This is a genomic window from Pseudarthrobacter arbutini (assembly GCF_054510915.1).
Window position 1 is genome coordinate 40,472 of the sequence record NZ_JBTNDQ010000009.1, and the last position, 23,997, is coordinate 64,468.

Annotated in this window: 26 protein-coding genes; 18 read left to right on the forward strand and 8 right to left on the reverse strand. The window is 65.8% G+C overall.

The features are described 5' to 3' along the window. Nucleotides 1–51 precede the first annotated feature (51 nt). The 12 genes from ACX80V_RS11620 (at nucleotide 52) to ACX80V_RS11675 (ending at nucleotide 11,219) form a co-directional block, all read left to right on the forward strand. Nucleotides 52–210: a hypothetical protein gene (locus ACX80V_RS11620; RefSeq protein ID WP_485843244.1), complete on the forward strand. Its 159-nt coding sequence runs from the start codon at nucleotides 52–54 to the stop codon at nucleotides 208–210. 65 nt (nucleotides 211–275) lie between these two features. Next, nucleotides 276–917 carry an NADPH-dependent F420 reductase gene (locus ACX80V_RS11625; protein WP_485843245.1) on the forward strand — a complete coding sequence of 214 codons (642 nt, stop codon included), beginning with the start codon at nucleotides 276–278 and terminating at the stop codon, nucleotides 915–917. Nucleotides 918–1,036: 119 nt separating this feature from the next. Beyond that, on the forward strand, nucleotides 1,037–1,981 hold the full coding sequence (locus tag ACX80V_RS11630) for a hypothetical protein (RefSeq protein ID WP_485843246.1): 945 nt from the start codon (nucleotides 1,037–1,039) through the stop codon (nucleotides 1,979–1,981). Nucleotides 1,982–2,147: 166 nt separating this feature from the next. Then, nucleotides 2,148–2,324 carry a CsbD family protein gene (locus ACX80V_RS11635; RefSeq protein WP_056340807.1) on the forward strand — a complete coding sequence of 59 codons (177 nt, stop codon included), beginning with the start codon at nucleotides 2,148–2,150 and terminating at the stop codon, nucleotides 2,322–2,324. 220 nt (nucleotides 2,325–2,544) lie between these two features. Further along, the gene (locus ACX80V_RS11640) at nucleotides 2,545–3,345 is read left to right on the forward strand and encodes a hydroxypyruvate isomerase family protein (protein WP_485843247.1); all 801 of its coding nucleotides are present in this window, start codon (nucleotides 2,545–2,547) and stop codon (nucleotides 3,343–3,345) included. Then, entirely contained in the window at nucleotides 3,234–4,268 is a 1,035-nt protein-coding gene (locus ACX80V_RS11645; protein ID WP_485843248.1) for a 2-hydroxy-3-oxopropionate reductase, read from the forward strand. Before ACX80V_RS11640 ends, ACX80V_RS11645 begins: the two co-directional genes overlap by 112 nt. Before the next feature lie 129 nt (nucleotides 4,269–4,397). Then, a complete protein-coding gene (gene gcl / locus ACX80V_RS11650) occupies nucleotides 4,398–6,176 on the forward strand; it encodes a glyoxylate carboligase (protein ID WP_485843249.1) in 1,779 nt (592 codons plus the stop codon). 24 nt (nucleotides 6,177–6,200) lie between these two features. After that, on the forward strand, nucleotides 6,201–7,388 hold the full coding sequence (locus tag ACX80V_RS11655; RefSeq protein ID WP_485843250.1) for a glycerate kinase: 1,188 nt from the start codon (nucleotides 6,201–6,203) through the stop codon (nucleotides 7,386–7,388). Then, nucleotides 7,381–8,742 carry an allantoinase AllB gene (gene allB, locus ACX80V_RS11660; protein ID WP_485843251.1) on the forward strand — a complete coding sequence of 454 codons (1,362 nt, stop codon included), beginning with the start codon at nucleotides 7,381–7,383 and terminating at the stop codon, nucleotides 8,740–8,742. Before ACX80V_RS11655 ends, allB begins: the two co-directional genes overlap by 8 nt. Nucleotides 8,743–8,753: 11 nt before the next feature. Continuing rightward, entirely contained in the window at nucleotides 8,754–9,449 is a 696-nt protein-coding gene (locus ACX80V_RS11665; protein WP_485843252.1) for a winged helix-turn-helix domain-containing protein, read from the forward strand. 67 nt (nucleotides 9,450–9,516) lie between these two features. Further along, nucleotides 9,517–9,984 (forward strand): thioredoxin-dependent thiol peroxidase, encoded by a 468-nt coding sequence (bcp, locus tag ACX80V_RS11670; protein WP_141141703.1) that lies wholly within the window; start codon nucleotides 9,517–9,519, stop codon nucleotides 9,982–9,984. A 191-nt stretch (nucleotides 9,985–10,175) separates the two neighbouring features. Next, nucleotides 10,176–11,219 carry a DMT family transporter gene (locus ACX80V_RS11675; RefSeq protein WP_485843253.1) on the forward strand — a complete coding sequence of 348 codons (1,044 nt, stop codon included), beginning with the start codon at nucleotides 10,176–10,178 and terminating at the stop codon, nucleotides 11,217–11,219. A 67-nt stretch (nucleotides 11,220–11,286) separates the two neighbouring features. On the opposite strand, the gene ACX80V_RS11680 is transcribed toward ACX80V_RS11675, so the two are convergent. After that, the gene (locus ACX80V_RS11680) at nucleotides 11,287–12,384 is read right to left on the reverse strand and encodes a D-TA family PLP-dependent enzyme (RefSeq protein ID WP_485843254.1); all 1,098 of its coding nucleotides are present in this window, start codon (nucleotides 12,382–12,384) and stop codon (nucleotides 11,287–11,289) included. Between the two features lie 80 nt (nucleotides 12,385–12,464). On the opposite strand from ACX80V_RS11680, the gene ACX80V_RS11685 reads away from it, so the two are divergent. After that, the gene (locus tag ACX80V_RS11685) at nucleotides 12,465–12,842 is read left to right on the forward strand and encodes a cupin domain-containing protein (protein ID WP_485843255.1); all 378 of its coding nucleotides are present in this window, start codon (nucleotides 12,465–12,467) and stop codon (nucleotides 12,840–12,842) included. Between the two features lie 303 nt (nucleotides 12,843–13,145). On the opposite strand, the gene ACX80V_RS11690 is transcribed toward ACX80V_RS11685, so the two are convergent. Genes ACX80V_RS11690 through ACX80V_RS11705 form a run of 4 tightly spaced genes read right to left on the reverse strand, consistent with a single transcriptional unit; the run spans nucleotide 13,146 to nucleotide 17,515 of the window. Then, complete coding sequence (locus ACX80V_RS11690) at nucleotides 13,146–14,207, reverse strand: NAD(P)-dependent alcohol dehydrogenase (RefSeq protein ID WP_485843256.1); 1,062 nt, start codon at nucleotides 14,205–14,207, stop codon at nucleotides 13,146–13,148. Nucleotides 14,208–14,259: 52 nt separating this feature from the next. After that, a complete protein-coding gene (locus tag ACX80V_RS11695; RefSeq protein WP_485843257.1) occupies nucleotides 14,260–15,177 on the reverse strand; it encodes a carbohydrate ABC transporter permease in 918 nt (305 codons plus the stop codon). Further along, entirely contained in the window at nucleotides 15,174–16,142 is a 969-nt protein-coding gene (locus ACX80V_RS11700) for a carbohydrate ABC transporter permease (protein WP_485843258.1), read from the reverse strand. Before ACX80V_RS11700 ends, ACX80V_RS11695 begins: the two co-directional genes overlap by 4 nt. A 26-nt stretch (nucleotides 16,143–16,168) precedes the next feature. Then, the gene (locus ACX80V_RS11705) at nucleotides 16,169–17,515 is read right to left on the reverse strand and encodes an ABC transporter substrate-binding protein (protein WP_485843259.1); all 1,347 of its coding nucleotides are present in this window, start codon (nucleotides 17,513–17,515) and stop codon (nucleotides 16,169–16,171) included. A 274-nt stretch (nucleotides 17,516–17,789) separates the two neighbouring features. Here ACX80V_RS11705 and ACX80V_RS11710 point away from each other — a divergent pair, with 274 nt between their 5' ends. Both ACX80V_RS11710 and arr read left to right on the forward strand, forming a co-directional pair. After that, nucleotides 17,790–18,713 carry an AraC family transcriptional regulator gene (locus tag ACX80V_RS11710; protein ID WP_083510387.1) on the forward strand — a complete coding sequence of 308 codons (924 nt, stop codon included), beginning with the start codon at nucleotides 17,790–17,792 and terminating at the stop codon, nucleotides 18,711–18,713. Nucleotides 18,714–18,780: 67 nt separating this feature from the next. After that, nucleotides 18,781–19,206, forward strand: coding sequence for an NAD(+)--rifampin ADP-ribosyltransferase (gene arr / locus ACX80V_RS11715; protein WP_485843260.1), 426 nt, complete (start codon nucleotides 18,781–18,783; stop codon nucleotides 19,204–19,206). A 37-nt stretch (nucleotides 19,207–19,243) separates the two neighbouring features. Here the strand turns inward: arr and ACX80V_RS11720 are convergent, their stop codons facing one another. The 3 genes from ACX80V_RS11720 to ACX80V_RS11730 all read right to left on the reverse strand — a co-directional run bounded on the left by ACX80V_RS11720 (nucleotide 19,244) and on the right by ACX80V_RS11730 (nucleotide 20,981). Continuing rightward, entirely contained in the window at nucleotides 19,244–19,822 is a 579-nt protein-coding gene (locus tag ACX80V_RS11720) for an MmyB family transcriptional regulator (protein WP_485843386.1), read from the reverse strand. After that, nucleotides 19,707–20,219 (reverse strand): alpha/beta fold hydrolase, encoded by a 513-nt coding sequence (locus tag ACX80V_RS11725; protein ID WP_485843261.1) that lies wholly within the window; start codon nucleotides 20,217–20,219, stop codon nucleotides 19,707–19,709. Before ACX80V_RS11725 ends, ACX80V_RS11720 begins: the two co-directional genes overlap by 116 nt. 93 nt (nucleotides 20,220–20,312) lie before the next feature. Beyond that, nucleotides 20,313–20,981 (reverse strand): metal-dependent transcriptional regulator, encoded by a 669-nt coding sequence (locus ACX80V_RS11730; protein WP_485843262.1) that lies wholly within the window; start codon nucleotides 20,979–20,981, stop codon nucleotides 20,313–20,315. A gap of 70 nt (nucleotides 20,982–21,051) precedes the next feature. Between ACX80V_RS11730 and ACX80V_RS11735 the strand changes: the two genes are divergently transcribed. The 3 genes from ACX80V_RS11735 to ACX80V_RS11745 all read left to right on the forward strand — a co-directional run bounded on the left by ACX80V_RS11735 (nucleotide 21,052) and on the right by ACX80V_RS11745 (nucleotide 23,953). Further along, nucleotides 21,052–22,185, forward strand: a complete 1,134-nt coding sequence (locus ACX80V_RS11735; protein WP_485843263.1) for a multicopper oxidase domain-containing protein — start codon at nucleotides 21,052–21,054, stop codon at nucleotides 22,183–22,185. Next, complete coding sequence (locus ACX80V_RS11740; protein WP_485843264.1) at nucleotides 22,182–23,414, forward strand: ZIP family metal transporter; 1,233 nt, start codon at nucleotides 22,182–22,184, stop codon at nucleotides 23,412–23,414. Before ACX80V_RS11735 ends, ACX80V_RS11740 begins: the two co-directional genes overlap by 4 nt. Before the next feature lie 317 nt (nucleotides 23,415–23,731). Further along, a complete protein-coding gene (locus ACX80V_RS11745; protein ID WP_485843265.1) occupies nucleotides 23,732–23,953 on the forward strand; it encodes a hypothetical protein in 222 nt (73 codons plus the stop codon). The last annotated feature ends 44 nt before the right edge of the window (nucleotides 23,954–23,997 follow it).

The following is a 23,997-nucleotide window of genomic DNA, read 5'->3' on the forward strand; positions in this document are numbered from 1 at the left end:
GGCCGAAATGGCACATCTTTCCCCGTGTGGAAGGGGAACGGACGTCCGATCATGGACATGCGGCGGACGGTCGAGGGCATCGTCTGGCAGCAGGCGGATCTTCTGGCCGCCGGCGTCCGACGCGATGACCTCTACGTTGATCACGGTGTGTCCGGGAACCGGCTCTCCCGCCAGAGAGAAACGTTGCTTCCCCCTGCCGTAGAGACTTAGCCTTGGCCGGCCGTCGCAGGGCGTAACGAACGAAATATCCCCACGGGCGCCGGCGTTGCCCCGATATGACAACCATCGGAATCATCGGAGCAGGACACATCGGCAGCCAGGTGGCCCGCAAAGCAGTCGAACTCGGCTACGACGTGGTGATCAGCAATTCCCGCGGCCCCGAAACGCTGGCCGCACTCGTGGCGGAACTGGGACCCCGTGCCCGGGCCGCGACGCCGGCCGAAGCAGCAGCGGCGGGCGATTTCGCCGTCGTGACCATTCCTTTCAGGAGCCTCGGCAGCATCCCTGTGCAGCCGCTCGCGGGGAAAATCGTGATCGATACCGGCAACTACTACTGGAAGCGCGACGGCCATGTTTCGGCCCTCGACGCCGGCGAAACCACGTCTTCCGCGCTGGTGCAGGAACACCTGCCCACGTCCAAGGTGGCGAAGGGCTTCAACCACATCCGGTACAGCGAGATCACCACGGACGGCACGCCTACCGGCACACCGAACCGCCGTGCCCTGGCCACCGCAAGCGACTACGCCGAGGCCAGCGAACTCGTGACGAAGCTATATGACGAGTTCGGCTTCGACACGGTGAACCTCGGCCCCATCTCCGAGAGCTGGCGCGCAGAGCCGGGCCGTCCGGCGAATGTGGTGCGGCAGAACGCTGCTGAACTCAGCGAGACCCTGGCCAAGGCGCCGCGGACCGTCTGACGGCAGGTGGGCGGTGCCTCGCTGCCGCAATTAATCCATTCGGCGTATTATTTAGGTGGATCCACGTTCTCTTGGCCCAGACGCGGCCCAACCCTGATCCCCGTCACCGAAGGATTTCCGTGAGCCACCTCAACCACAACCAGGCCGCGCGGCCTGCCTCTGGCGCCGAAATGCCGCCCCACGCCATCGGCAAGGACGTAGCACTCGCCTTGTTGATCGGGCTTCTGGCGGGCTTGCTTGGGCTGGCCCCGTGGCTGGCCACCGGCGCGCAGCTTCCTCTGCAGAACCTTTGGGGCGCGGAAGTGCTGCCGCAGCAGATGCCCCTGTCGCTCCTGCCGTTGAGCCAATACGAACTCACCACGCTCGTTGCGCTGATGACCGTGGGAGGGGCGGCCGCCGGCCTGGCAGTGCGGCTCTGGTCACCCGCCCGACGACGGCTGGTTGTCTGGTGTGCGGCCGGCGGCGTTCTCGCGGTGCAGGCCACGGCGACGGTTCAGGCGTTTTCAGTGCTCGACGCCGGTTTGGCGAGCGGAGCGATGTCAGGCGTCTATTTCGCCGGGCTGCTCGCAGGGGTGCTAGCCGCTATCGTCGCGGGCCTGGTGGCGCTCCTGCTCATCGCGGCGAAGTCCATGGCCCTGACAGCCCTGGGTATCGGACTCATCGCCGTGCCATTTGGGTCGTGGGTCGGCGAGTGGGCGGGGAATCTGGCCGGGGCGGGCAACCTCTCCGCCCCGGTATTGACGCTGCTGCGCTGGTTGCCCGCGGTACTGGTTGGTGCGGCGCTGGCATGGTGCAGCCTCCGTCCCGCCCGCCGCGCATTCGTTTGGCTGGTGAACCTGGCCGCTCTGTGGGTGGTTCCGGCGTTGTTCATCTCCGTCAATTACGTCCTGGGCACACGATTGCCGGAGCGGGACCCGCAGGAATTGGCCCTGATGATCCGACAGATCCTCACGGCCACGCTCGGACCCGACGGCGGGGCCGGCCCGACCGTCCTCCTGGCATTGGCCATCGCGCTGGCAGGCGCGGCCGTCGGGGAATTAGCCCGCCGGCGTCGGCGTCGCTGAAGGCCGGACTCAGCCGCGAGGCCGGTACCAGAACTACCTCGATCCACCGCATTCCCGCAGATCTCTTAGGCTGCCCACCGGTCCGTGGGGGCCATTTCTTTCTACAATTTAAGTGGCGGCATAGGCGGCAATCAGCCGAACCGGCCGCACCACAAGGAGGACCGCAATGGGTTTGGGTGACAGGATCCACAACGCCGCGGAGAGGCTTCACGGCAAGGGAAAGAAGGCCGCCGGCGAGGTCAGCGGAAACGACCGCATGAGGGCAGAAGGCAAGGCCCGCGCAGTCCGGGCCGACCTCAAGCAAGCGGGCGAAAAGATCAGGCACGCCTTCAAGCGGCACTAAGTATCGTCAATCGAACGGGCGGCTCTGCCAAGAGCCGCCCGCTTTTCTGTGCCTGGCGGCGAAGATGCCCATCCACATCCCCACAGAACACCCCCTTGACTCCACACCGCACTTTCCCTAAACTTTTCATAAAGCAGAATCTAAATTCCACAAAGCGGAAACTCGAGAAGAGCCAAGCAAGCGGGAAGATAGATCAAAGCCCTCCTCGGAAGGACCTACGATGACGTACACAGTGAACTGCTCCATCCTCTTGACGGAGCTTCCCCTGCTCGAGCGCCCCGCAGCCGCAAAGGCGGCCGGCTTTGACGCCGTCGAGTTCTGGTGGCCCTTCGACACCTCCGTCCCCACGGACGCCCAGATCACCGGGTTTGAGAACGCCATCAAGGATGCCGGTGTACAGCTCACAGGCCTGAACTTCAACGCCGGCAACATGCCCGGCGGCGACCGCGGCCTGGTCTCCTGGCCCGCGCGTTCTACCGAATTCCTGGACAACATCGACGTCGTCGCCGGCATCGGCGAGCGCCTCGGCTGCAAGGCCTTCAACGCCCTCTACGGCAACCGCGTCGACGGCGAATCGGCCGAGAAGCAGGACGCCATCGGCGCCGAAAACCTCGCCGCGGCAGCTGCCGGCGTCGCAGGCATCGGCGGCACCGTCCTCCTCGAACCGGTCAGCGGCGCCGCCAAGTACCCGCTCCTCACGGCAGCGGACGCCCTCAAGGTGATCGCCCGCGTCAAGGCTGAATCCGGCGCAGAGAACATTAAGCTCCTCGCGGACTTCTACCACCTGGCAGTCAACGGGGACGACGTCGCAGCCGTCATCGAAAACCACGCCAAGGACTTCGGCCACATCCAGATTGCCGACAACCCCGGCCGCGGGGCTCCCGGAACCGGCGAGCTTCCCCTCGGCGAATGGATCGCCCGCAGCCGCGAACTCGGCTACGACGGCTACATCGGCCTCGAATACAAGGAACCGGCGGAAACCGCGTTCAGCTGGGCCATCCGCCAGCGCGTCTCGCAGTAGTCCCCACCCGCACCACCACACAGACTTTCAGTAAAGGAACCACAATGAGCAACGTTGCAGTCATCGGACTCGGAATCATGGGCCTCCCCATGGCCATCAACCTCGTCAAGGCCGGCCACACCGTCACCGGGTTCAACCGCAGCCAGGACAAGATCGACAAGCTCGTCTCCGAAGGCGGCCAGGGTGCCACGAGCATCGCGGACGCCGTCAAGGACGCCGACGTCGTCATCACCATGGTCCCGGACTCCCCCGACGTCGAGGGCGTAGTCAGCGGCAAGGACGGCGTCTTCGCCAACGCGAAGAAGGGCACCTTGTGGATCGACGCCAGCAGCATCCGCCCGGATGTCGCCAAGCGCCTCGCCGACGATGCCAAAGAAGCAGGCATCCGCCCGCTCGACGCCCCGGTCTCCGGCGGCGAACAGGGCGCCATCAACGCCGTTCTCTCGATCATGGTGGGCGGCGAGGCAGCCGACTTCGAGGCTGCACAGCCGGTCCTCACGGCCGTCGGCAAAACCATCGTCCACGTGGGCCCCTCCGGCTCCGGCCAGACCGTCAAGGCAGCCAACCAGCTGATCGTGGCCGTCAACATCCAGATCCTCGGCGAAGCGATCGCCTTCCTTGAGGCCTACGGCGTGGACACCGACGCAGCCCTGAAGGTCCTCGGCGGCGGCCTGGCCGGCTCCAAGGTCCTGGACCAGAAGGGCCAGAAGATGCTGGACCGCAACTTCGACCCCGGTTTCCGCCTGGCCCTCCACCACAAGGACCTCGGCATCGTCACCTCGGCAGCCCGCGAAGCCAACGTCGCCGTCCCCCTCGGCGCCGTCGTCGCACAGCTCGTCGCCGCAACCGTCAACCAGGGCGACGGCGGCCTCGACCACTCCGGCCTCTTCAAGCAGGTCCTGCAGCTCAGCGGCCGCAAGTAAGCACCTCCGGCAGTAGCCGGACAAGAAGCAAACCGGTGATCCGCCGTCGTACATCACGACGGCGGCTCCCCCACTACACCCAAATTCCGCCCCCAGCGGGCACCCCACAGACTTTTCAAGGAGTACACAATGACTAAGATGCGCACCGTTGACGCTGCCGTCGCGATCCTGGTTAAGGAAGGCGCCATCGAGGCGTTCGGCCTGCCAGGCGCGGCAATCAACCCGTTCTACTCGGCAATGCGGAAGAACGGCGGGGTCCGCCACACGCTGGCCCGCCACGTAGAAGGCGCCAGCCACATGGCGGACGGCTACTCCCGGGCCAAGGATGGCAACATCGGCATCTGCATCGGCACCTCGGGCCCTGCCGGCACGGACATGATCACCGGCCTGTACGCGGCCTGGGCGGATTCCATCCCCATGCTCTGCATCACCGGCCAGGCCCCCGTGGCCAAGCTGCACAAGGAAGACTTCCAGGCCGTGGACATCCAGACCATCGCCGCCCCCGTCACCAAGATGTCCATGACCATCATGGAGCCCGGCCAGGTTCCGGGCGCCTTCCAGAAGGCCTTCCAGCTGATGCGCTCCGGCCGTCCGGGCCCGGTCCTGCTGGACCTGCCGTTCGACGTGCAGATGGCCGAGATCGAATTCGACATCGACGCCTACGAGCCCATCGCCGTCGAAAAGCCCACGGCCAGCCGCAAGCAGCTGGAAAAGGCGCTGGACATGCTGACCGCAGCCGAGCGCCCGCTGATCGTGGCCGGCGGCGGCATCATCAACGCCGGCGCCTCCGCGCAGCTGGTGGAACTGGCCGAACTGCTGAACGTTCCGGTCATCCCCACCCTGATGGGCTGGGGCACCATCCCGGACGACCACGTCCTGATGGCCGGCATGGTGGGCCTGCAGACCAGCCACCGCTACGGCAACGAGACCATGCTGGCCTCCGACTTCGTGATCGGCATCGGCAACCGCTGGGCCAACCGCCACACCGGCGGCCTGGACACCTACACGGCGGGCCGCAAGTTCGTGCACATCGACATCGAGCCCACCCAGATCGGCCGCGTGTTCTCGCCGGACCTGGGCATCGCGTCCGACGCCGGTGCGGCGCTGGACGGGCTGATCGAGCTGGCACGCGAGCGCCAGGCGGCTAAGTCCCTGCCGGACTACGCCGGCTGGGTTGCCGAGTGCACCGCACGCAAGGGCTCCCTGCAGCGCAAGACGCACTTCGAGAACGTGCCGATCAAGCCGCAGCGCGTGTACGAGGAAATGAACAAGGCCTTCGGCAAGGACACCACCTACGTGTCCACCATCGGCCTGTCGCAGATCGCCGGCGCCCAGCTGCTGCACGTTTTCGGCCCGCGCCAGTGGATCAACGCCGGCCAGGCCGGCCCCCTGGGCTGGACCGCCCCGGCCGCCCTGGGCGTGGTCCGCGGCAAGCCGGACGAGACCGTGGTTGCCCTGTCCGGTGACTACGACTTCCAGTTCATGATCGAAGAGCTGGCCGTGGGCGCGCAGTTCAACCTGCCGTACATCCACGTGGTGGTGAACAACTCGTACCTGGGCCTGATCCGCCAGTCGCAGCGCGGCTTCGAGATGGAACAGAACGTGTCCCTGGCGTTCGAGAACATCAACTCCCCTGAGACCAACGGCTACGGCGTGGACCACGTCAAGGTGGCCGAGGGCCTGGGCTGCAAGGCCATCCGCGTGGAAAACCCCTCCGACCTGCCGGCCGCGTTCGACAAGGCCAAGGCACTGATGGGCGAGTTCAAGGTTCCCGTGGTGGTGGAAGTGATCCTGGAAAAGGTCACCAATATCTCCATGGGCGTGGAAATCAACGCCGTGAACGAGTTCGAGGAACTGGCGGCCCGCGGCGCGGACGCCCCCACTTCGATCATCGCCCTGCTGGACTAGAACAGAACGAGAGGAGGTACCGGAATGCGTGTGGTCATCGCCCCGGACAAGTTCAAGGGTTCAATGTCCGCCCCCGACGTCGCCAGCCGCCTGAGCGCGGGATTGCAGTCAGCTGTGGCGGACCTTGAGACCACACTCATTCCGGTGGCCGACGGCGGCGAGGGCACCCTCGACGCCGCCGTCGGCTCGGGTTTCACCCGCCGGACCGCCACCGTCACAGGCCCCACGGGCCAGCCGGTCCGGGCCGACTTCGCGGTCCGCGGCAGGGAGGCCGTGATCGAAATGGCCGCCGCATCCGGGCTCGCGCTGCTGCCCTCTGTCATCCAAGGCGGCGGCCCGGACTCCGGAACGGCCACCACGTCCACCAGCCTGGGCACCGGAGAACTCATCCGCGCCGCACTGGACCTGGGCTGCCGGCAGATCATCCTGGGCGTGGGTGGCAGCGCCAACACCGACGGCGGCGCCGGGGTCCTGCAGGGCCTCGGCGCGGTCTTCCTCGACAAAGAGGGCAGCGAGCTCCCCGGCGGCGGGGCCGCCCTGGCCCGCCTGGACCGGATCGATTTCTCCGGCCTGGACGTCCGGCTGGAGGACGCCCGCTTCACCTTGGCGTCCGACGTCGACAATCCCCTGCTGGGGTCCAGCGGCGCCGCCGCGATCTTCGGACCGCAGAAAGGCGCGACCCCGAGCGACGTCGTCGCCCTCGACGCCGCCCTGACGAACTTCGTCTCGGTCCTCGCCGGCGAGATCGGCATCCGCGCCGAGAGGGCCGCCGTCGCACCCGGCGCAGGAGCAGCCGGCGGCGTCGGCTACATTGCCATCGCGGCGCTGGCCGCGGCACGCAGGCCGGGCATCGACGTCGTCCTCGAATTCACTGGACTGGAGCAGCGGCTGGCCGGCGCGGACCTGGTGATCACCGGCGAAGGCAGCCTGGACGAGCAGAGCCTGCTCGGCAAAACGCCCATGGGTGTGGCCCGCGCCGCGGCTCGTGCCGGAATCCCCGTGATTGCCGTCTGCGGCCGCAGTACGCTGAGCCAGGAACAGCTCACGGAAGCCGGGTTCAGGGCCGTTCACGCCCTGACCGATCTTGAGTCCAATGTAGAAAAATGTATGGCCGAAGCAGGCCCGCTGCTTGAAGAATTAGGTAAGCACATCGGCGTGCACCTGCCTGCGAGTGCAGCGCGAACCGACACCAAGGAGAACGTCCATGTCTGAAGAAACCATCCCGGCGCCCGGCGCGTTTGACCTGGTCATCCGCGGCCAGCGCATCCTCACCACCGCCGGCATCACCGCCCGCGAAGTTGGCATCCGCGGCGGCGTGATCGTCGCCATCGAACCGCTCGGCAACGGCCTCACCGGCACGCAGGTCATCGACCTGGCCGACGACGAAACCCTGATCCCCGGCCTCGTGGACACGCACGTCCACGTCAACGAGCCCGGCCGCACCGAGTGGGAGGGCTTCGCGTCCGCCACCCGGGCGGCCGCCGCGGGCGGCGTCACCACCATCATCGACATGCCGCTGAACTCCATCCCGCCCACCACCACGGTGGAGAACCTCAAGCTCAAGCGCGAGGTGGCCGAGGACCAGGCATTTGTGGACGTCGGATTCTGGGGCGGCGCCGTACCGGGCAACAAGAAGGACCTCCGCGGCCTGCATGACGAGGGCGTCTTCGGCTTCAAGTGCTTCCTGCTGCACTCCGGCGTGGACGAGTTCCCGCACCTCGAAGCGGACGAGATGGAGGAGGACATGGCCGAACTCAAGTCCTTCGACTCGCTCATGATCGTCCACGCCGAGGACTCCCACGCGATCGACCGCGCCCCGCACCCGGGCGGCGACCACTACGAAACGTTCCTGGCCTCCCGCCCCCGCGGCGCCGAGAACAAGGCCATCGCCGAGGTCATCGAGCGCGCCCGCTGGACCGGCGCCCGCGCCCACATCCTGCACCTCTCGTCCTCCGACGCGCTGCCCATGATCGCCAGTGCAAAGCGCGACGGCGTCCACCTCACCGTGGAGACGTGCCCGCACTACCTCACCCTGATGGCCGAGGAAATCCCCGACGGCGCCACGGCGTACAAGTGCTGCCCGCCGATCCGCGAGGCGTCCAACCGCGAGCTGCTCTGGAAGGGCCTGCAGGACGGCACCATCGATTGCATCGTCTCGGACCACTCCCCGTCCACCCTGGACCTGAAGGACCTGGAAAACGGCGACTTCGCCGTGGCCTGGGGCGGCGTCTCCTCGCTGCAGCTGGGGCTGTCCCTGATCTGGACCGAGGCCCGGCACCGCGGCATCACCCTGGAACAGGTGGTGTCCTGGATGGCTGAGAAGCCCGCCGCTTTGGCCCGCCTGCACAACAAGGGCCAGCTGGCCCTCGGCTACGATGCGGACTTCTCCATCTTCGCACCGGACGACGCGTTCGTCGTCGACGTCACCAAGCTCAAGCACAAGAACCCCATCACGCCCTACGACGGCAAGGCGCTCTCCGGCGTCGTCCGCAAAACGTTCCTTCGCGGCAACGAGATCGACGGCCGCACGCCCAGCGGCAAGCTGATCCGCCGCGGCGGCGTCTGAGGCGCAGCGCGATGGCCGTCAACGTCCACGCACCATACCCGCGGCAGCACGCCGGCTCCCGTGTTGGCGTTAGTCCGGGCGCCCGTCCAGGCCTCCAGCCAGGGCTTCAGCCGCGCGGCCTGGCAGTGTGGCTCCAGCCTTGTGAAGGCCAGGACATCGACCCGGCGGTCTGGGCCCAGGCCGCCCAAGCGGTCCTGGCGCGTGCCCGCCAACTCGCTCCGGAAGCCGGAGTCCACCTGTGGACCGCGGCCGGAACGTCCGGCGTCGAAGGTTCAGACGGTCCCGACGTTTCCGACGGCGGCGCTAATGTTTCGGAAACGGCGTCCGACGCCGGAAACGGCACCGCCGCCGTCGTCGCCCCGCCAGTCTCCCTGGCCGGGCGACGGAGCATCGTGGCAGTGGATCTGGCCGCGGACACCGTACTTCTGGATGGTGTCCCGGTCAGCTTCACCCACATGGAATTCAGCCTCCTGAGGTACCTCGTGGAAAACCAGTCGCGGACGATTCAACGTGAAGAACTGCAACGCGTTCTGGAATCGCTGGACTGCCCCGGCGCGGCATTCCGCTCCATCGACGTGTATGTTGGACGCGTCCGGCGCAAGCTGGGCTCGGCCCGCCACGCCATCGCCACCGTGCGCGGTGGCGGCTACCAGTTCGTGCCCGGACCGGGCAGCACGGTCCGCGGACCCGCGGAATACTGCATCTAGGCAGCCCGTTGCACCCATAGATTGATCGCCGGCCACGGCGGTTGCCCCACCAGTCAAGGATCGAAAAATGACCCAGAAACTCCTCGCCGGAACCCAGGCCCCCGATTTCGCCCTGCTCAACGCCGACGGCCAGAAGGTCTCCCTCTCTGATTACCGCGGACGCAACGTCATTGTGTACTTCTACCCGGAAGCCGCAACCCCCGGCTGCACCACCGAGGCCTGCGACTTCCGCGACAACCTCGCCAGCCTGCAGTCCTCCGGCTACGAGGTCCTGGGCATCTCCCCGGACGCGCCTGAGAAGCTGGCGGCCTTCACCGGCGACTTCGCCCTGACGTTCCCGCTGCTCTCCGACGAGGACCACGCCGTGGCGCTGGCCTACGGCGCCTGGGGCGAAAAGCTGGTGAACGGCGAAGTGGTTGACGGCCTGGTCCGTTCCACCGTGGTGCTCGACGCCGAAGGCAAAGTCACGCTCACCCAGTACCAGATCAAGGCCCAGGGCCACGTCGCAGCACTCAAGGCAGAGTTGGGCGTCTAAGGACGCACCGGACGCTCTTACGTCCTTCTCGTTGCGGCACGGTTCCGCGGTGATAAAATTCAGCGTCCTCCTGACGTCGCGGACGATCCATCACATCTGCCTTCGGGGGAACACCTTCACCATGCTGCACACCCGCCACCGCGTCGGACCCGAGATACTTCCGGCCACCGCATTCCCGGCAGCCTCCTAGGATGCGCTCGGCTGTTAGTGCCGGTGCTGTCCCGCAGCTCAGATCGGCAGCACGGGTACTGGCCGTTGGCATCCCGCTGGCCGTCACCGCTGGCCTGACCCTGCCACTGCAGGCCCGGATCAACGGCGAGCTGGGGCAACGACTGCAGGATCCGCTGCTGGCAGGGTTGTTCAGCTTCGGCGGTGCCGCCCTGATCATGGCTGCCGCCACACTGGTTCTCCCCAGCGGCCGCGCGGCCTTCGTGAAACTCCTATCCGGCACACGGGAGGGCTCCATCCCCTGGTACTTCCATGCCGCCGGAGTCGTCGGCGCGTACTTTATCTTTGCCCAGACCAGCTTTGTCGCAGGCGTCGGGATCGCCATTTATACGGTGGCGGTGGTGACCGGGCAGACGGTCAGCGGGCTGGCCGTGGACCGCATCGGGCTGGGTCCCGGCGGCAAACGGGCCATTACGGCGCTGCGGGTGATCGGTGTGCTGCTCACGGTCGGCGCGGTGTTCTGGGCTGTGTCGCCCCGGCTCTCCGGCGTGCCGGATCCCGCAGCAATGCTGGTCCCGCTCGCACTGGTTGTCCTGGCCGGGATCCTGATGACGTTCCAGCACGCGGTAAATGGCAAGATCGCCGCGCAGGTTCGGTCGCCGATTCCGGGGACCCTGATTAACTATGTGGTCGGCAGTTTCGGGCTGGCGCTGATCTGGGTGCTGAAACTCGCCCTTACCGGCGGGATGCCCACGCTGCCGGCCGAGCCCTGGCTCTACACCGGCGGAGCGCTGGGCTGCATTAACCTGGTGCTGAGCGCCCTGCTGATCCGGCATATCGGCGTGCTGCTGACCGGGCTGAGCATGATCGCCGGCCAGCTGATCGGCGCACTGCTCATGGACTGGCTGCTGCCAGTGGCCGGCAGCGCCATCTATCCGCAAACCGTGTTCGGCACCCTGCTCACACTCGCCGCGATCGTGGTGGCCGCACTCCCCGGATCAGCACTGCGGAAGTTCTGGCAGCCCGGATCCGGGCCGCTCCGATCCCGCCAGCGCCGCCGGCCCTAGCGATCCTTGGGCAGATCCCTGCTGCGCCCTCGCCCAATGCCATCCACCGTGAGTCGCATCCAGGGGTTTATTTGTTCCGTCCGCGTGCAGCCACGCGCCAGCGGTCCACGATTTCGCCGCCGCTGACCACGGTGACTTCGTCGACGAGGTTCATGGCAATGCAGACGTGATTGGGGACCACACGCAGCCGGTCTCCGAGAGCCGGCAGCGTTGCCTCCGCCGGCCAGACGACGGTGGCGTGGTGTTCTGACAGTGCGCTAATTCGGGCTTCCGGGTGGTCAAGGAGCCGCCCGAAGCCGGTGGCCCAGCCAGGCCGGTCCCCGCCAAGGATTTTGCTGCCGGAGTCCAGGATGATCCTTCGCGGTATGACGTCGGTGCCTTCATGCCGGCTGACGACCGTTGCCGCGATGGTCAGAGCGATGTCTTCGGCCGCACAGCGATCCAGTTCCAGTTGTTGGGCATCCCCGAAGACGTACACGCCGGGCCGGACTTCTGTGGCTCCGGAGTCGCCGGTGAGGGTGGCGGTGGGGGTGGACCCGCCGCTGACGTGGGTGATGGGGAAACCTGCCGCGGTAAGCAGATCGGCGGCCTTGCCGAGGGCCAACCGTTCCTCGTCCGCAGCCTTCAGCGGCATGCCCGGGGCATAGCTGTGCCCTGGAAACGTGAAAATTCCCGTGACGCGCAGCCCTGCCCGCGCTGCGGCGTGGGCGACGTCGACAGCGGCGTCCGGCGCTATCCCGCTGCGGTGATGGCCGCTGTCGATCTCCAGCAGCACTTCAATCTCACCAACGGCATCGCCGAGCGACGCGGCCATGGTTTCGGCTGCTTCACGTGAGTCCAGACCTACTGCGATCCTGCCTTTTGTTGCAAGGCGCTGGAGCCGTTCAGCCTGTCGGGGACCGACCCAGAGTGGATACGCGATGAAGATGTCTTTGGCCCCGTGCTCTGCAAAGACTTCGGCCTCTCCGAGGGTGGCCACAGTTAGTCCTGTGGCTCCGGCTGCCAGCTGCATTTCAGCGATTTCGGGCACTTTGTGCGTCTTGACATGTGGCCGAAGGTGCAGGCCCTTGGCCTGGACGGCCGTTGCCATGCGGTCGATATTTCGCTGGAGCACGTCCCGGTCGATGATGATCTCAGGTGTGTCGATTTCCTCTGGGATGGTCATCTTTACACTCTACGTGGAATGAGTCATCGCATACTCTATGTATACAACACTGACCCTCGGTGGGGACTGAAGGAGATGCAATGCGCAAACCTGAGCTGGAGTTCCACGAACCCCTCGTTGACTGGCGGAAGGCCAACGGCGACGCCGAACGCGGAATCTGGGAGCAGATACTCGCTGCGGACCCGATTAGCGGAGATTCGACCCTGGTCCAACGCTATGAGCCCGGTGCCGACACCCTGGCCAGCGGCGTGATCGTCCACGACTACTGGGAGGAGGTCATGATTCTCTCGGGGGAACTCACGGATGTGACCCTCGGGAAGACTTTTACCCCCGGCATGTACGCGTGCCGTCCACCCGGCATGCGTCACGGGCCTTACCTCAGCGGCGCCGGCTGCAGCATGCTAGTTGTTGTTCGGCCTTCCCCGGAACCCGGCGCGAACGGACACTTGGGGCCCTAGACGCAAAGGACGCACGACGGCGGGACCTCCCGCCGTCGTATCAGTCCCGGAGCGGTGTCCATCCGACCGGACGGGGGCCACGGATGCCGGCTCTGTGCCGATCAGCAGCCGCCGACCAGCCTTGTGCTTCCTGAGCGCCGGACTCGCCGACAGGCACACGGGCCACCCTGAACCCGACGTCCTCCAATAGGGCGTCCGGTGCGCTGCCCCGGCGAACTGATGATCGGCAACTCCACTCACGATCAGGATCACCGCGCCGCCGCCACATCCCCCGCACGGGTGAGACGGTCCCTCCTCCCCTGGTCAACGGCCGGGGTAGACGACGGCTTTGAGCTGGCCGGCCTGCTTGCCCGCTTTCAGGGCTTCTTCGGACTCGGCGAGGGTGAACTTTCCGGTGACGAGAATGTCCAGGTCCACCTTTCCGTCGGCGATCAGTTGGATCGCCAGCGGCCAGGTGTTGGTGTACCGGAACACGCCGGAGAGCCAGATCTCCCGGTTCTGGATGTACGAAACAGGGAGTTCGACGTCGTCCGCCCCGAGCCCCACCAGGATGACCCTGCCGGCCGGTCCGACGGCCTTGATCCCGGAACGGACCGCCTGCGGTGCGCCGGAAGCGTCAATGAAAGCATCGACGTCGAGCCCTTCCACACTGTCCGTCTTGGCGTTCAGCGCGTGCGTGGCGCCATGTTCCAAAGCGAAGGCGAGCCGGTCCTCGGCAATGTCAGTGACGTAGATTTCGGTGGCGCCGAACGCGCGTGCAGCCTGGGCGGCGATGATGCCGATCGGGCCGGCGCCGGCGATCAGGACCCGGCTGCCCGGCTTGATTTCCGCTCGTTCGCAGGCCCAGAGCCCTACGGAGAGGGGTTCGATGAGTGCCGCAGCCTCGTCGCTGACACTGTCCGGGATGTCGTAGGCGAAGTCGCTCTGGATGGTGACGTACTCGGCGAAAGCGCCGTCGATCGGCGGGGTGGCGTAGAACTCGATGTCCGGGCACAGGTTGTAGCGGCCGGCCTTGCACTGCTTGCAGGTGCGGCAGGGGCGCTGGGGTTCGACGGCGACGCGGTTGCCGATGCGGGCGGGGTCAACGGCGCTTCCGACGGCGGCGATCCGGCCGGAGAGTTCGTGGCCGAGGATCAGCGGGTGGTCCACCACATAGTCGCCGATCCGGCCGTGCTCATAGTAGTGGACGTCGCTGCCGCAGACGCCGACGGCGGCCACCTGCACCAGGACCTGGTCGGCGTCGATCTGCGGCAGGGGAAGGGTTTCCATGACCATGTCGCCTTGGCGCTTCAGGACGGAGGCGCGCATGGTGGCCAGCAGTTCGGCGGGGGCCAGGGTGGTGGACTGGGCGGTTGGTGTTGTCATCGGAGTGGTCCTTTCGGGAATTCGGAAGTGGTGGTCCGGGTGCCGTGCGGCGTTATTTCACGGCGCCCAGGGAGAGTCCCTGGACGAGCTTGTCCTGGGCGGCGAACCCGGCGAACAGCACCGGGAGGGAAATCACGACGGCGGCAGCGCACACCTTGGCGAGGAAGAGGCCCTGGCCGGAGACGAAGCCGGTGAGGAAGACGGGGGCGGTGCCTGCCACCACGCCGGTGAGGACCCGGGCCAGGAGCAGTTCGTTCCAGCTGAAGATGAAGCAGATCAGCGCGGTCGCGGCGATGCCGGGCATCGCGACAGGTGCCACCACCTTGCGCAGCGTGAGGAGCAGTCCGGCGCCGTCGATCTGTGCGGCTTCCAGCATTTCGGCCGGTACCTCGGCGAGGAAAGACCGCATCATCCAGACCGCGATGGGAAGGTTCATGGACGTGTACATCAGGATCAGGAACCAGATGTTGTCCAGCGCACCGACGGTCCTGGCGAACAGGTAAAGCGGCAGGATCGCCGCCACCACGGGCATCATCTTTGTGGAGAGGAAGAAGAACATCACGTCGGTCCATTTCTTCACCGGCCGGATGGAAAGGGCATACGCGGCGGGAATGGCCAGCACCAGGACGAGAACCGTGGACAGGATGGATGCGGTGGCGGAGTTGATCAGCGACGGCCATGGGCTGACGCCGGACGTTTCCCCGAAGAACTCCCGGTACGCGTCCAGGGTGAGGTTCGCGGCGATGGACGGCGGGTTGGTGGCGGCGTCGGTTTCGGAGTGGAAGGAGGTCAGGATCATCCACATCACCGGTGCGGCGAAGAGCAAGGCGAGCAGCCAGGCCCCGAGGCCGGCGGCGGTGTTGTTGCGGGTGGGGTCCATGCGTGACTTGCCGCGCCGGAGCGTTCCGGTCGCCAGTGCGGTGGGGCCGGTGGTTGCCTTGCGGTGTGCGGCAGGAGTGAGCGTGCTCATCGTGCTGCCTCCTTCTTGAAGAGCGAAAAGACGGTGCGGAGGGCAAAAGTGGCCACGACGATGGTGCCGATGACCACTACGACGCCGGCAGCAGACGCCAGGCCGTATTCGTTGGCGAAGTAGAACGTCTGGTAGATGGCGTAGGGCAGGTTGGCCGTGCCCAGTCCGCCTGCGGTGAGGGTGAAGACGGCGTCGAAGTTCTGCACGATATAGATGGCTCCGAGCAGGCCGCCAAGCTCCAGGTACTGGCGCAGATGCGGCAGGGTGAGGTGCCGGAAGATCGCCCACGGTGTGGCGCCGTCCATCTGGGCAGCTTCCACGGTGTCCATGGGACGGGACTGCAGGCCCGCCAGCAGGATGAGCATCATAAACGGTGTCCACTGCCAGACCAGCGAGACGATGACGGCCATCATGGGTGCCTGGGACAGCAGGTCCAGCTGGGGTGCCGTGCTGCTGCCGAAGAGGGACCAGATCCAGGTCAGGATGCCGTTGATCAGCCCGTACGTGGGGTTGAACAGGGCGTGCTTCCAGATGAGGGCCGCGGCCACGGGCACCACCAGGAACGGTGCGATCAGCAGTGTCCGTGCCAGTCCGCGGCCGATGAACTTCTTGTCCAGCAGCAGGGCCAGGCCCAGCCCGATGACCAGGCTGGCCAGCACGACGGAGACGGTGAGGAGGATGGTGGTGAAGATGGCCTGGCGCAGGTCCGGGTCGGTGAGGACCGTGACGTAGTTCTCGAGGCCGGCGAAGGCGGTCTTGTCAGGGCTGAGGCTGTTCCAGTTCAGGAACGAGATGATCAGCGTCACCACGAACGGGAGCTGGGTGACGAGAATGAGGAAGATCAGGGCCGGAAGCAGCGGTGCACGCCGGGCCCAGGCCAGGGCGCGTTCCCGCGACCGGGCATTTCTCGGAAGTTTGGCTGCGTGGTGTCCCGGGCGGGAGATGCGCGCCGTTGCGGTAGTCATGAGGTTCTCCTGCGGTTCGGTTCTGGCTACTTGTACTTGTTGCCGACTTTTTGGGCGGCTTCCTGGCCCTTGGCCAGTGCGTCGGCCACGGTGCCTTGGCCTGCGATGGCGGAGCTGACGCCTTGGGAGACGTTGGTGCCCAGGGCAGCGAACTCGGGAATGCCCACAAACTGGATGCCGACGGCGGGACGTTCCTGGGCGCCGGGGTTCTTCGGGTCGGCGTTCTCGATGGCGAAGCGTTCGGCCTCGAAGAACGGTGCCGCCTTCTGGAAGTCGGTGTTCTCGTAGGTGGAGATGCGCTTGCCGGAGGGAACCTTCGCCCAGCCGAGCTTGGAGGCGACCAGTTCCTCGTACTCCTTCGAGCTGGCCCAGGCGATGAACTTCCCGGCAGCATCCTGTTTCTTGGAGGCCGCCTGCACAGCCCAGGACCAGGTCCACAGCCAGCCGGAGGATTTGGTTTCCTTGACCGGGGCCTGGGCGTAGCCGATCTTCCCCTTCACGGGTGACGTATCGGCTTCCAGGGCGCCTGCGGCCGACGTGGCGTCGTACCACATGGCCACTTTGCTCTGGCTCATGTTGTTCAGGCATTCGGTGAAGCCGGCCTGCGCGGCCCCTGCTTCACCGTGCTCCCGGACCAGTTTGGTGTAGAAGTCGACGGCTGCTGTGAACTCCGGGGAATTGACCTGGGCGTTCCAGTCCTTGTCGAACCAGGTCCCGCCGAAGGTGTTCACCACGGTGGTCAGCGGCGCGAAGACCTGTCCCCAGCCGGGCTGGCCGCGCAGGCAGATCCCCTTCATTCCCGGGGCTGCGCCGTCCACCTGTGCTGCTATGTCCGCCACCTCGTCCCAGGTGGGCTTCGCCGGCATGGTCAGGCCCTTGGCGTCCAGAATGTCCTTGCGGTACATCAGGAAAGAGGATTCGCCGTAGAACGGTTCGCCGTAGAGCTTGCCGTCCTCGCCGGTGAGGGAGGCCGTGTAGGCGGGGAGGATGTCGTCCTGGTCAAACGCGGCGTCCTCGGCAACATTGTCCAGCGGCGCGAGCCAGCCGTTGGCGGAATAGAACGGGATCTCGTAGTTGGACAGTGACGCGACGTCGTACTGGCCGGCCTGGCTGGAGAACTCCTGGCTGATCTTGGCCCGGACGTCGTTTTCAGGCAGGATCGTGTAGTTGACCTTGATGCCGGTTTCCTTGGTGAAATTATCCGCGGTGAGCCGCTGCAGGTCCTCCATCTGGGGGTTGTTCACCATCAGGACATTGATGCTGTTGGGGTCTCCGGCGGAATTGCCTCCACCGGCACCTGCACAGGCCGAGGCGCTCAGGGCGATGCAGAGGGCTCCGGCGGCAATCGCGGCAGCGCGCGTTTTTGGGCGCATTGAGGACTCCTTTGTTCTTCAGGGGGTGCACAGCCGGCTCGCGTCGACTGCGGTATCGACGTACTCGGCTGGGGCGGTCCCGGTCATCGGGATTTCGATGTGCCGGACTGGTATTCCTCAACTTTAGGGGTGTGGGGTAGGGCACAACTAGCGCTCTGCATGCCAGATTCTGATACTAATTTTCCCTATCGTCTTTCCGGGCGCAGGCGCTACTGTGGGAAGGCGCCATTGGCGCTGTCCACATTTCATGAACCCGGATGCCTGGAGAACCACTATGAGTGCTGCAGATCCCGGCGACGGGGCATCGGCCAGGCTTGCCGAAAGGCTGCTGGGCATGCGGGCCAGCCGGGAGGTCATCCCGGTGGATCCGAACCATTCGGTCCGGTGGCACGAGCATGACTACCCCACCGCGGCGGCCCGCTGGAATTACCACCCCGAGTATGAGATCCACCTGATCAGGAAAGGCACCGGCAAGTTCATTGTCGGTGACCACATCGGCACGTTCGAGGCCGGGCATGTGTCGCTGGTGGGATCAGGACTGCCCCACGACTGGGTCAGCGACCTCGAGCCCGGCGAGGTCATTGCCGGCAGGGACGCCCTGATCCAGTTCGATGGAAAATGGGTGGAGCAGACCACGGCCTTGGTTCCGGAGCTGGCCGAAATCGAACCCCTGCTGGAACAGTCCGCACGCGGTATCGAGTTCCTCGGGAGCACGGCCCGGGCTGCGGCCGCATCCATCGAAGCGATGGGCACCTCCACCGGGTTGGGGCGGCTGCACCACCTGCTGGAACTGTTTGCCATTCTTGCGCGCTCACCGCAGGAGGACCGGCGCTACCTCGCTGACGAATGGTTCAGGCCGCAGCTGGACGGCCAGGCCGCGGCGGTGGTGGACATCGTGCTGGAGTACGTGTTTGGCAACCACGCCGGCAACGTCAGGATGTCCGAGGCGGCGGCCCTGGTGGGAATGTCCGAGCCGACCTTCTCGAAATACTTCAAGCGCGCCACCGGCCAGAACTTCAGCGATCTGGTCCGCAAACTCCGCCTGGCCCATGCACGCCGGCTGCTCGAACGCAGCGACAAACCCATCTCGGACATTTGCTACGAGGTCGGGTTTTCCAACCTGTCCAACTTCAACCGGCATTTCCTGAACGACGCCGGCGAAACGCCCCGGAGCTACCGCCAACGAATGCAGGGCTGACCCATATCCGGCGTGCGCAAAGTGGTGGGAGAGCTAGAGTGGAAGCCAAATTTCGAGGAGGCTGTACATGGAGAACGAATCAATGTCGCCGCAGGCCAAAGACCCCGGGCCCTTCTACCACGGCACCAAAGCCGACCTGAAGCCTGGGGACTTTCTGAAACCCGGCAACACGTCGAATTACGGGGAGCGGAAGACTGCGAACTACATCTACCTGACTGCGACCTTGGATGCGGCTACCTGGGGAGCCGAACTTGGCGTAGGCGAGGGACCAGGCAGGATCTACCGCGTGGAACCCACGGGCTCTCTTGAGGATGACCCCAATCTGACGGACAAGAAGTTCCCGGGCAACCCCACGAGGTCCTACCGCACCCACGAGCCGCTGCGGGTGGTTGACGAGATCTTTGATTGGCAGCCCCATTCCCCCGAGGTGCTTCAGAACATGCGGAACCACCTTGAAGAACTCAAACGGCTGGGCATCGAGGCAATCAACTGAACTCCCGCCCGTGCCGGCGCTGAGGGCAGTCCAGCCGTCAGGACCGGGTGCCAGCTTCGGATGGTGTGATGGTTGGCGTGCTGGAGTCACCTTTAGGCGATTCAACCGGCCGCTTGTTGGTGGTGCTCCACATGGTGAGGAACTCTAGTTTTTCCTGTGATTCGCTGCCCGGTTCGGCCGTGTACGCGATGAGGGTCAGACCTTCTCCGGGGAGTTCAAGTGAATCGCCCGTGAGTTCGAGGTCGCCGACTATCGGGTTGTGCAGCGTCTTGCGGGCTGAGCGGTGGAAGCGGACGTTGTGCCGTGCCCAGCGTGTCGAGAATTCCGTGCTTCCCGTGGCCAGGTCACCGATGAGGGTGTTCAGGGCCCGGTCGCGGGGGTTGCGTCCGGCTTCGGTGCTCAGCGCTGCGGCGAGACCAAGGAAATCCTTCGCTCCTGAATCCGCGGTCAGCCGCGAAGCGCACGACGACGGGACCTGCCGCCGTCGTCCGCTCTCCGTTTCAGAGGGCTGCTTTAGCGGCGATGAACTGCCGGATCCACTGGATTGTTTCCGGACGGTCCAGGTGGAGGCCGTGGCCGGCGCCCGGAACCTTGACCAGCGTGGAGCAGCGAATATGCCTCGTGGGCTCCGCCCCGGCCAGTTTGCCTCCGCTTGTGGCGGCAAGAATCAGCGCGCGAACACGCTGCGGGTGGTCGATGGCGAGCCACTGGGCCACCCGCCCGCCCATGGAGTGCCCGTACACGTGTGCAGACTCGACGTTCGCCGCCTCGAGAACAGCGGCCGCATCGGCGGCGAGGGGCCGCGTGGTGTAGCGGCCGGCGTGGCCATTGCTGCTCCCGCCGATCCCCCGGTGGTCGAAGCGGATGACGCGGAAATGCTCGGCCAGGGCCTCGGCCGTTGGTCCCCAACCGTCCATGGCCGTTGCCTGGCCGGCGATCAGCAGCAGGGGCCCGCCCTGCCCTTCTTCGGCCCACGCCAGTTCGGCGCCGTCGGGAGCCAGGGCAATCTTCACCGTGACACTCTATCTTTCCAACGGTAAGGCCGCTGTGGTGCAGGGCACGGCGGGCATACACCGGGCCAGCCCGGCACGCTTTCCGGAGAGCCCTTAGTTTGCCACTACCCAGATGGCCTCTGCTGCGGATGGGCCCAGATCAACGTCGCGGTCCCCCACCCGAATCGTGGTCACGTCCGCATACGGGCGGTGTGCCAAAACTTGGAGCCGGGTGTCCGGTCCCAGCCCGAGCTGGGTGAAGTACCGGAGCATGTCCGGGTCCGCGTCCGAGATCCTTGTGATGGTGACCGTCCGTTCCGGTTCCACGGAGGTCAGAGGATCCCCTTGCGGGGGGTGCGGTACCCCATTCCCCGAGGGGATTGGGTCTCCGTGTGGATCCCTGGTGGGGTGGCCGAGCTTCTCGTCGATGCGCTGGATCATGGTGTCGGAAACAGCGTGTTCCAGGATCTCGGCCTCGTCGTGCACCTCGTCCCAGCCATATCCCAGAATCTGCACGAGGAATGTTTCCAGGAGGCGGTGCCTGCGCACCATATCGACGGCGTGCGCCCGGCCGGCGGGCGTCAGTTCGATGCTGCCATAGGGGGCATGGGTGACCAGGCCCTGCTTTGCCAGCCGACGGATGCCGTCCGAAACGGTGGACGGTTTGACCGCCATCCGCTCGGCCATGGCGCCAACAGTGATGGGAGCCTCGGCCCATTCCGTTGAGGACCAGATCATCTTCAGGTAGTCCTGCGCGGAAGCTGTCAGCTCGGAGACGGTCATATCCCCATATTACCAGCCGAACATGAATGTTAGACTGGCCTAACAAAAGTGTTTGATCAATGGAGATGAAATGGACGACACGCCGAAAACCGAAGGAAAGACGATGCCGACGCGGCGTGCCATGCTCGCAGGAGCGGCGGCCTTTGCCGCGGCGCCTGCGCTTGCCGGCTGGGCACCGTTGGATTCCAAGGATCCCGGGCATCACGCCGGACACGGCACGGTATCAGGTCAGGCAGCGAAGACTTCCACGGACGGTTCCTCAGCGGCAGTCGCTGGTTCGCCCCGCACGGACGCTGGCCACGTGGCGAACCATGCCGGTCACGCAGGCTTCGCCGGCGGTTCCGTCCCGCCGGAGCGCGCCGGGATCGACCCGACCGCGATCCTGCACGATTTCGACCGGGGGAAAACCAGCACGCTTCCGGACGGCCGCACCCTTCGGGAGTGGGACATCGTCGCAGTAGATATGGACTTCGAGATCGCCCCGGGGGTGACGTTCCCGGGCTGGAGCTACAACGGCCGGATCCCCGGTCCGACCCTCTGGGCGCAGGAAGGCGACGCCCTGCGGATCCACTTCACCAATGCCGGAGCGCACCCCCACACCATCCACTTCCACGGGATCCACCGGGCCGAGATGGACGGCACCCCGGGGATCGGCGCCGGGTCCATCGCTCCGGGCCAAAGCTTCACCTACGAATTCGATGCCACACCATTCGGCACGCACCTCTACCACTGCCACCAGTCGCCACTGGCGCCGCACATCGCCAAGGGCCTCTACGGCGGCTTCATCATCGAACCCAAAGAAGGTCGGCCGAAAGCCGACAACGAAATGGTCATGGTGATGAACGGCTACAACACCGACGGCGGCGACGACAACGAGTTCTACTCCGTCAACGGACTGCCCTTCCACTTCATGGACTTCCCCGTCCAGGTCAAGCAAAACGAGCTCGTCCGGATCCACCTCATCAACGTCCTCGAATACGACCCCATCAATTCCTTCCACGTGCACGGGAACTTCTTCCACTACTACCCCACCGGGACCATGCTGACTCCCAGTGAGTTCACGGACACGATCTCGCAGGTGCAGGGCCAGCGCGGCATCGTGGAGCTCCGCTTCCCGTACCCGGGCAAATACATGTTCCACGCCCACAAGACCGAGTTCGCTGAACTGGGCTGGATGGGCTTCTTCGAAGTGAGCCCATCATGAGCCTTGACGAAAAGTCAGCTGCCGCTCTGGCCGCAGCACCCCACAGGCGGCCACCGGTGCCGCGGTGGCTGCTCGGATTGGGCCCCCTGGTCCTGATCGCAATCCTGCTGGGCCTGTTTACACTGCTCAATGCACAGGGTCTCAACAAACTCTCCGAGGGTGTTCCGCCGAAGGAGGAGGTCGCCGTCGAAGACGTCCGCCTGACCGCGGGCCAGATCGCCATCACCGTCCGGAACGAGGGACCAGATCCGGTATCAGTCGCCCAGGTGAACGTCTCGGACTACTACGCCGTGTTCACGCAGACCCGGGTAACTATGGCGCCGCTGGAGTCCACCACCCTCACCATCATCTACAACTGGGTGGAAGGGGATCCCTACGAGGTGGCGCTGGTGACCTCGAACGGCGGCAAGATCCCGGCGGTTATTGAAGCGGCCGCCCTGAGTCCGGAGCGCGGCAGCTCCTTCTTCGGACTCATGTTGCTGATGGGGATCTATGTGGGCGTGATACCCGTGGCCCTGGGAATGCTGTGGATGCCGTTCGTGCGCCGTTCGTCGGCGTCCTGGGTCCGCGTCCTCTTGGGAGTCACCGTCGGGCTGCTGGCCTTCCTGGCCATCGACGCGACCCTCGAAGCCGTGGGACTCGTGGCCGGCAGCGGCGCGTTCGGCGGCCCCATGGTCGTCTTCCTCGGCGCCGTGACCGCCTACCTCATCCTCGAGGGAACAGATGCGTGGATGCGCCGGCACCAGAACCCGACTACGGCGCACGAACCTTCAGCCCTGCCGCCGCAGCGCCTGGCGCTGCTGATCGCCATCGGCATCGGCCTGCACAACTTCGGCGAAGGACTCGCCATCGGATCCGCGTACGCGGTGGGCTCACTCGCCTTGGGCGCGTCCCTGATCGTAGGCTTCGCCATCCACAACACAACCGAGGGCCTGGCGATCGTCACCCCGCTCGCCAAACAAGCCCCCGGCCTGGGCCGCCTGGTGATCCTGGGACTCATCGCAGGAGCGCCCGCGGCCGCCGGGGCCCTCCTCGGGGCGACCGTGTACCAGCCGGCCCTCGCGGCCTTCCTGCTTGGCATCGGAGCCGGAGCCGTCGCCCAGGTGGCCGTCAAACTCCTGCCAATGCTCAAGGACACCGCGGGCAAGACCTTCACCCCGCTCACCGGCGCAGGCATCGTCCTGGGAATGGGACTGATGTTCGCCACCGGCCTGTTGGTACAGGCCTAGGCCAACTACCCACCAGCGATTTGGCGGGCGACGGCGGGACCTCCCGCCGTCGTACTCTGGCGCTTAGTCAGGCTCCCCCGATTTTTTCGGCCCACCTATTGCCCAAGGACCATCGCTTCAGGCACACTGGCTACAGATCCGCAGGAACAAATGCTTCCGCCGATCCAGCCCGCCGGACAATTCGGCCGGCCACCGCCCCATCAGAGATGCCGGGCAACCCCTCTGGAACCACCGCTTTCCGCCTCCCCCGGGTGCACCCGTCCCCGGAAGCCTGTGCCCACCCAGAGTCCCGGGATCCCGCCGAGAAAGAGACCACCATGATCAAGCGCCACTCTGACCTCGTCCTGGCAATCACAGCCCACGATCCTGACACGGTCGAAAACGACCTCAACACCGCCGTGGAAATGGCCCGCGAACACGCCATGACGGAAAGCCGCCACGGCATCCTCGTCACACAGCACAGCTACACCAGCTACACCGTCGCCGTCAGCCGCGACGTCCCCTACGGCCTGACACACGAACGGCGCGAACTGCCCTAGCAATAAGGCGAGCGGACGACGGCGGAACCTCCCGCCGTCGTCCG